We start from the raw sequence: 6,957 nt of genomic DNA on the forward strand, positions 1-6,957 counted from the left end.
GCACGCGCGAAGGGCTCTGGACCACAATCGGGCGGCTCGTCGATGCCGTCACGCCCGACGAGGCCGCAAACTTCTTCGTCGCGGCAGGATACGACCCCGATTAAACCGAAACCGCTCTAACCGCTGCCCCCGGCAGTCCGTTCGATGACGTGGTTCAGAACCACGGGCGGCGGATGGTCAAGGCGGATTGATCCTCAGCCTCTGGCAACCTGTTCAAGGGCGTGGTGCTGAGCCGCGGGCGGACGATGGCGCCGGCTGAGCGGACGTGATGTTGATCAGCGGAGTGGCGGCCGCATCAGGCCTTGATCGGCAATCGGCCAACCAGTGATCCGGCTTCATACCTCATGACCAGCAGCCACGTCTCTCCAGGACAGTCTGCTGTCAGTTCCCCAGCCACCTCACTGATCACCTTGCGCGCCTCCTCCATCGCTTCTTCAAAGCTGGCGGCCTCGACACCTTCCTTGTCAGAAAGGGTCAGCACGCCGTTCTCAAGGTCGAAGTAGAAGCGCTCAGACAACCGGACCGCTCCCCCAGCTGCACCCCTCTTCAGGGCGCGGTGCCACGACTGAGTAATCTCAATCGATCGATTGCCCGCAAATATCGATGATAAACCTTAAGATATCTGAAACGTGAATTCGCCGGCGGAGTTGCAATTTTGTCGAGATTTCGACAGCGCGATAGACTAAAGATATGGGCGATCGCCCTCTCGACCAAGGCCATCAGGCCTCTGAAGTGGCGCTCCTTACATGGGGCATAGCCATGACAAAATCAGACAAGTCCGGTGAGTCTCAGGCCAATCAGGATATGCGGCGCAAAGAAAAGCTGCGCGCTCATATCAGGAGCGTGCTGCTCAAGATTATATCGTGATCAACAATTGGTCCGCTTACGCCTTTAGATGCTTCTAGAAATAATTCTTTGATTTAAGCCCAGCACGTGCGTCTCCAGCTCGCCCTCCACTCGATCATCTGGAACCCTTGCTGTCATTGGGTGCAGAATTGGGGGCGCGCCGACAAGTTTGCTTTTCTTCACCGGAGATAACAGAGTTCGCCACTCATATTTTGTGATAAAGTTGCGCGAAGACCGATTTCGTGGTCTGCATACTCGCAGACCGTCCGCCTTCAGAGCTGAACTTTCAGATGCTGGCCTGCCGGCACGCGCGCCTAAAGGTAAGAATGCGAGAGTTATCGACGATTAGCGAGAAAGTATTCAGGGCTCGGGCTGGTCGGCGAGCTTTCCGGAGAAACGCGTGTAGGTTTGATGCGTACAGAGTCAAGATTTTCGTCCTGATGGCAGCCCCGCTTCTTGGTGCCACCTTGACGGTGTTTCCCTCTCAGCCTGAGCCGGCGGTAGGCTCTCCCAGGAGAGGCAATCCCAATTTAGCTTCGCGGGTGCCCAGCTTCACGGCGTTCATGTCTGCCGACGACGCCTTAGCCAATGTCGTCCGCACGACCCTCACGGCCGTGAAAGCAGCGGCCGAGATCCCCCAGTTTGCCGGGACGCTTCAGGACACATGGCTCAACGCCTTCTACGGCGACAAACAGCGCCTGAAGCAGTTCATTGAGCACACAGCCGAGGCCAGGGGCCTACCGGTCGACTTCTTCCTGCGGCTCCTCCAGCAGGAGAGCGGGCTTGATCACCGCGCAGTCAGTCGCGCCGGGGCTCAAGGCGTTGCGCAGTTCATGCCGGCAACCGCAGCCGAGCGCGGCTTGATAGATCCATTCGACCCGTTCGAGGCCATACCAAAGGCGGCAGAGTTCCTGCGCGAGCAACAAGCCGCCTTTGGCAGCCTGGGCTTGGCAGCGGCCGCCTACAACGCGGGCCCGCAACGTGTGAAGAATTGGCTGGCTGGGCGCTCATCGCTGCCGCAGGAAACGAGAACCTACGTCGCCAAAGTTACAGGACGATCCGCGGACGATTGGAGGCAGGCTGGTGGCATGCTCGCCATCGCAGAGCCCGTAATCCGGAACGGTTGGTGATTGCGCCTGCAGGGTCACGACCTCGACCGCCGGGAACCTGTTCCGCGACGTGGTTCAGAACCATGGTCGGCAGATGGCGAAGGCTGACGGCGGGTGAGCGACCGCCGTCGGCGCCGCAGCCCTACCCGTCTACCGATACCAACCAGTCGTGGCGATAGTCGCCGCGGTAGACCACGCTGGCCTTCCCGCCGAACTCCGCCGCACACTTCCGAGCGTCGGCCTCGTTGTCGAAAACGAAGTGCCTGAGAGACATGGGTGCGGCTCCAAATTGGTGTGCCGATCATAGAGATGGCGCGCCCGCGCGGGCCGGCAATCCACATTTCGGCTGAGGCGTGGACATCGACTGAGAGGCTGAGTGCTGCGTATGAACTGCTCCTCAGAAACCTCTTCAACCCGTCGCGCCGAACCGGGGTTGGGCGATGGCCGGAGCGCGTGAAGGGTAGCGAAATTTGATCTGCGCGCAAAAAGTGCAGCCGCGCCCAGAGATTTCAACTTGTGTTGGGGACTGATCTCAAATCATCGCGGTATCTAAGCTCGACTTTGGCCATTTGCGGCGGGTTGGGTGGGTGGAGGTGACGAAGCGGGCGTGATGGATAGGCTGGTGGCGTCCCCGCCAAGAGACACCGCCATGCTGCCCCTGCCTGCCCGCTTCGCCGGACTTATCCTGGCGTTCGCACCGCTGTTCGTCCACCGCTCGTGGCGACACGCTCAGATCCTGCTGGTCGGCGCGATCCTGACGCCGGGGCGGCGCACGGTGACGAGCGTCCTGCGCATCATCGGCCGCGCGCAGGAGCGGCGATTCGTGAACGTCCACCGCATCCTCAACCGGGCGGCGTGGTGCCCGCGCTCCGGCAGCCGTATCCTGCTCGGGCTCCTCGTCGATGCGTTCGCGCAACGCGGCCCCGTGGTCCTGGGACTGGACGATACGATCGAGCGCCGCCGCGGCAAGCGGATCGCGGCCAAGGGCATCTACCGTGATCCAGTTCGCTCCTCCGATAGCCATTTCGTCAAGGCGAGCGGGCTGCGCTGGATGAGCCTGATGGTGCTCGCCCCGATTCCCTGGGCGGGGCGCGTCTGGGCGCTGCCGTTCCTGACCGCGTTGGTGCCGTCCGAGCGCGCCTGTCGCGAACGCGGCCGTCGGCACAAGCCTCTGCTCGATGTCGGACGCCAACTCGCGCTCCAGGCTCGCCGCTGGCTGCGCGCACGCGACCTCGTGGTGGTGGGCGACAGCGGCTTCTCGGCCTTGCTGTTCCTCGACGCGATGCGCCGCGCCCGCATCACGACGATCACCCGCCTGCGGCTGGATGCTGCTCTCTACGACCCGGCCCCACCGCGGCCGCCCGGCACGATCGGACGCCCGCGGACCAAAGGCGCGCGGCTGCCGACGCTCGCCGCGATCCTCGCGGCCAAGGACACGCGCTGGCACGCGGTCGTGGTGCCCGGCTGGTACGGGGCCGGCGAGCGCACCCTTGAAATCGCCTCCGGGACCGCCGTGTGGCGGCACGGCGGTCTGCCGGTCGTGCCGATCCGATGGGTGCTGGTGCGCGATCCCGAGAGCCGCTTTGCACCGCAGGCCCTGCTCTGCACCGAACCGATGCGCGAGCCCGCGCAGATCGTGGGATGGTTCGTGCGGCGCTGGACCGTTGAGGTCACCTTCCAGGAAGCGCGCGCCCATCTCGGTGTCGAGACGCAGCGGCAGTGGTCGGACAAGGCCATCGCCCGCACCACGCCCTGCCTGCTCGCCCTGTTCTCGATCGTCACGCTGCTGGCTGCACGGCTCCCAGTCCGCCAACGGCAACGGATCGCGGCGGCCGCGAGGTACCCCAAACCGCGCCCGACCTTCGCCGATGCACTGGCCGCCGTGCGCTATGCGATCTGGCGCGAGCGGCCTTTGGCAACATCACCGCGCCGACGCACCCGAACAAAACCCCGCTTCCGTTTGCCAGCGCCCTGGGTCTATGCCCTCTGCCACGCCGCATGAGTGGCCAAAGTCGAGCTAAGGTCTCGCCTGGGAGGCTTGACCATGCCGAATGAGGCCGTCGCCGCTGAGCTTGCCGAACCCGTTTCAGACGAGCGATGCCTTGCCCTACTCATCATCCTTATCGGGGCCGAGTTCGCAGCCTTAATCGGCTTGCTGGTGTGGATGTTCTGATCCGATCAACGGAGCAGACCAAACATCCGAGCCGTGTAGGCTCCAGAAAGCGCTTTGGCAGACTCGTTGCTAGAGCGAGGCCATGGCTGTGTTCCACCTCGAATGCCCCATCCACCGTAGGTGCGCGAGCGGCTTGTCGGTCGCCAGCGAACGGTTCGACGCGATGACGAACACGCAAGCGATCGTCGAGGCAGAAGCCCGGTTTGTTGCCCTTTTGGCCAAACGTGCGGGGTCGGCGATCCTCTGGGACGACGCAGGGCAGATCATCTGGTCGACGCGACGCTTCGTCCCCGAAGCCGGCACCGCCGCCGCGGGTGCCGGCCAGTAGCGTGGCCCGCGCTCGCCGGCATCCGCGTACCCTGGGCAACCGTCACCGGCCATCCTACACTTGTCCGTCGTCAGATGATTTGAGACGACTTGAGGCGCTCAGGAACGGAGGCTCTGGTCCTTCTGGGTCGAGAGGTTAGGCAGCCTGCGCGTGGTGGCGCAAGCGGCGATCGATGAGGGTCTGGCGCTTGATCCGCGCCCGCTCCTGCAGGATGGCCTCGCAGCGGCCGAAGTAGACGTCGGCGGGAGTAAGGTTGGCCAGGCTCTCGTGAGCCCGATCGTGGTTGTAGTGCTCGACGAAGGCGGCAACCCGCGCCTCCAGTTCGCCGGGCAGGTAGGCGTGTTCGAGCAGGATGCGGTTCTTGAGCGTCTGGTGCCAGCGCTCGATCTTGCCCTGCGTTTGAGGATGGCGGGGCGCGCCGCGGATATGGGTCATGCCACGGCTGCCGAGCCAGTCGGCGAGATCCCCCGCGACGTAGCTTGATCCATTGTCGGAGAGCAGCCGCGGCCGATGCGCCACCTGCACATGATCGAGCCCGGCCGCCGCCAGCGCGAGGTCGAGCGTGGCGGTGACGTCGCCGACCTGCATCGTCGCGCACAGCTTCCACGCCACGATGTAGCGCGAGAAGTCATCCAGCACGGTCGAGAGGTCGTACCAGCCCCAGCCGATCACCTTCAGATAGGTGAAGTCCGTCTGCCGGGTTTAATTGGACGCGGTGGTCTTGTCCCGGAACTCATCGGCGGCTTTGATCACGATGTCGGCCGGGCTGGTGATCAGGTCCTGGGCCTTGAGCAGGCGGTAGACGGTCGCCTCCGAGACGAAGTAGCGCCGCTCGTCGGTGAAGCGCATGGGACTGTCAGGAATTTCGTGTGGGGGCGGCCATAGTGGATCCGAAGGAGGTTCCCGATGGCACGACGCAAAGCACCCCGTATTCCTGATGCGATCCTGGACCAGCTTCTGGCCGGTGCGGATCCGAAGACGGCCTTCGAGGCCGACGGTCTGTTGGACGAGTTGAAGAAGGCTCTGGCCGAGCGGGCGCTCAACGCCGAGATGGACCACCATCTGGCGGGCGAGGACGCCGGCAACACGCGCAACGGCTATGGCCGCAAGACGGTCACGACCGAGACGGGCCGGATCGAGCTGGCGATCCCCCGCGACCGGCAGGCGACGTTCGATCCGCAGCTGATCGCCCGGTATCAGCGCCGCTTTCCCGGCTTCGACGACAAGATCGTGTCGATGTACGCGCGCGGCATGAGCACTCGAGAGATCGTCGCGCACCTGCGCGAGCTCTACGGGATCGAGGTCTCACCCGACCTGATCAGTGCGGTGACCGACGCGGTTCTGGAGGAGGTCGCCGCCTGGCAAGCCCGGCCGCTGGAGCCGGTCTATCCGATCGTGTTCTTCGACGCCCTGCGGATCAAGGTGCGCGACGAGGGCGTCGTCCGCAACAAGGCCGTCCACATCGCGCTGGGCGTGCGCGCCGACGGCGCCAAGGAGATCCTCGGCCTGTGGCTGGAGCAGAACGAGGGCGCCAAGTTCTGGTTGCGGGTCATGAACGAGCTGAGGAACCGCGGCGTCGAGGACGTGCTGCTTGCCGTGGTCGATGGCCTGAAGGGCTTCCCCGATGCGATCCGGGCGGTGTTCCCCGAGGCGCTGGTCCAGACCTGCATCGTTCACCTCCTGCGCCACAGCCTCGACTTCGTCTCCTACAAGGACCGCAAGCTCGTGGCGGGGGCGCTGAAGGACATCTACCGCGCGCTCGATGCCGCGGCTGGCGAGGCGGCGTTGGCGGCCTTCGAGACAAGCGAATGGGGTCGGCGCTACCCGGCCATCGCTCAGAGCTGGCGACGAGCCTGGGGCGAGGTGATCCCGTTTTACGCCTTCCCCGGCGAGGTTCGCCGGATCCTGTACACCACGAACGCTATCGAGGCCCTGAACGCCACGCTGCGCCGGGCCGTGCGCGCCCGCGGGCACTTCCCGACCGACGAGGCCGCGTTGAAGCTGCTCTACCTGGTCTTGAACCGCTCCGAGAAGGCGTGGAAGATGGGACCGCGTGAGTGGATCATGGCCAAGGCGCAGTTCGCCGTCATCTTCGGTGAGCGCTTCACCAGGGCCATGGCGGCCTGATGTTCAATCCGCCGCCCGCACACGGAATTCCTGACAGTCCCAAGCGCACCGCTAGAGCGTTTTCGGTTTGGGCTGAGTCGGGTTGGTAGGGTTCACGCGGCGCTGGGAGGCTGATTCACTCAGGCCGGTCGACAGCCGGAGTGATGCATGGGCCGCCCCTACAGCTTGGACCTGCGCGAGCGGGTGGTGACCGCGGCTGCGGCGACCTCGCGCCGTCAGGCGGCCGCCCGCTTCGGGGTCGGCCAAGCAACCGCGATCCGCTGGATGGCGGCGCTCGCCGCGACTGGGACGGTGGCCGCCCGGCCGCAGGGGCGTGCCCGCCGCTCCAAGCTCGACCCGTACGAGACGTTCCTGCGTACGCTGATCGACGAGAC

General features: G+C 64.8%; 5 protein-coding genes and 4 pseudogenes. 7 read left to right on the top strand and 2 right to left on the bottom strand.

Annotated features, from left to right (window positions below; all coding sequences use genetic code 11):
• A pseudogene (locus C4T42_RS22435) lies at positions 1-104 on the top strand (IS630 family transposase); the annotation flags it as partial.
• A 191-nt stretch (positions 105-295) separates the two neighbouring features.
• Here the strand turns inward: C4T42_RS22435 and C4T42_RS22440 are convergent.
• The gene (locus tag C4T42_RS22440) at positions 296-517 is read right to left on the bottom strand and encodes a hypothetical protein (protein ID WP_042675716.1); all 222 of its coding nucleotides are present in this window, start codon (positions 515-517) and stop codon (positions 296-298) included.
• Positions 518-1,544: 1,027 nt separating this feature from the next.
• On the opposite strand from C4T42_RS22440, the pseudogene C4T42_RS32470 reads away from it, so the two are divergent.
• From C4T42_RS32470 to C4T42_RS22455, 4 genes and pseudogenes are all read left to right on the top strand, one after another.
• Positions 1,545-1,922: pseudogene (locus C4T42_RS32470) on the top strand (lytic transglycosylase domain-containing protein); the annotation flags it as partial.
• A gap of 682 nt (positions 1,923-2,604) precedes the next feature.
• Entirely contained in the window at positions 2,605-3,957 is a 1,353-nt protein-coding gene (locus C4T42_RS22450) for a transposase (RefSeq protein WP_103985885.1), read from the top strand.
• Positions 3,958-3,999: 42 nt separating this feature from the next.
• Positions 4,000-4,128, top strand: coding sequence for a hypothetical protein (locus C4T42_RS32775; protein ID WP_272481373.1), 129 nt, complete (start codon positions 4,000-4,002; stop codon positions 4,126-4,128).
• An 82-nt stretch (positions 4,129-4,210) separates the two neighbouring features.
• Positions 4,211-4,456 (top strand): hypothetical protein, encoded by a 246-nt coding sequence (locus C4T42_RS22455; protein ID WP_042675712.1) that lies wholly within the window; start codon positions 4,211-4,213, stop codon positions 4,454-4,456.
• Between the two features lie 135 nt (positions 4,457-4,591).
• Here C4T42_RS22455 and C4T42_RS22460 read toward each other — a convergent pair.
• Positions 4,592-5,305 (bottom strand): annotated as a pseudogene (locus C4T42_RS22460) (DDE-type integrase/transposase/recombinase); the annotation flags it as partial.
• A 57-nt stretch (positions 5,306-5,362) separates the two neighbouring features.
• Here C4T42_RS22460 and C4T42_RS22465 point away from each other — a divergent pair.
• Together C4T42_RS22465 and C4T42_RS32475 are read left to right on the top strand one after the other, a co-directional pair.
• A complete protein-coding gene (locus tag C4T42_RS22465; protein WP_103985886.1) occupies positions 5,363-6,583 on the top strand; it encodes an IS256 family transposase in 1,221 nt (406 codons plus the stop codon).
• 147 nt (positions 6,584-6,730) lie between these two features.
• Positions 6,731-6,957, top strand: a pseudogene (locus tag C4T42_RS32475) (IS630 family transposase); the annotation flags it as partial.

The organism is Methylobacterium sp. 190mf (assembly GCF_900107945.1).
GTDB lineage: Bacteria > Pseudomonadota > Alphaproteobacteria > Rhizobiales > Beijerinckiaceae > Methylobacterium.

Excerpts from the sequence above, each read along its gene's own strand:
- C4T42_RS22455 (WP_042675712.1), top strand. The coding sequence starts at position 4,211 with ATGGCTGTGTTCCACCTCGAATGCCCCATCCACCGTAGGTGCGCGAGC.
- C4T42_RS22450 (WP_103985885.1), top strand. The coding sequence starts at position 2,605 with ATGCTGCCCCTGCCTGCCCGCTTCGCCGGACTTATCCTGGCGTTCGCA.
- C4T42_RS22465 (WP_103985886.1), top strand. The coding sequence starts at position 5,363 with ATGGCACGACGCAAAGCACCCCGTATTCCTGATGCGATCCTGGACCAG.
- C4T42_RS32775 (WP_272481373.1), top strand. The coding sequence starts at position 4,000 with ATGCCGAATGAGGCCGTCGCCGCTGAGCTTGCCGAACCCGTTTCAGAC.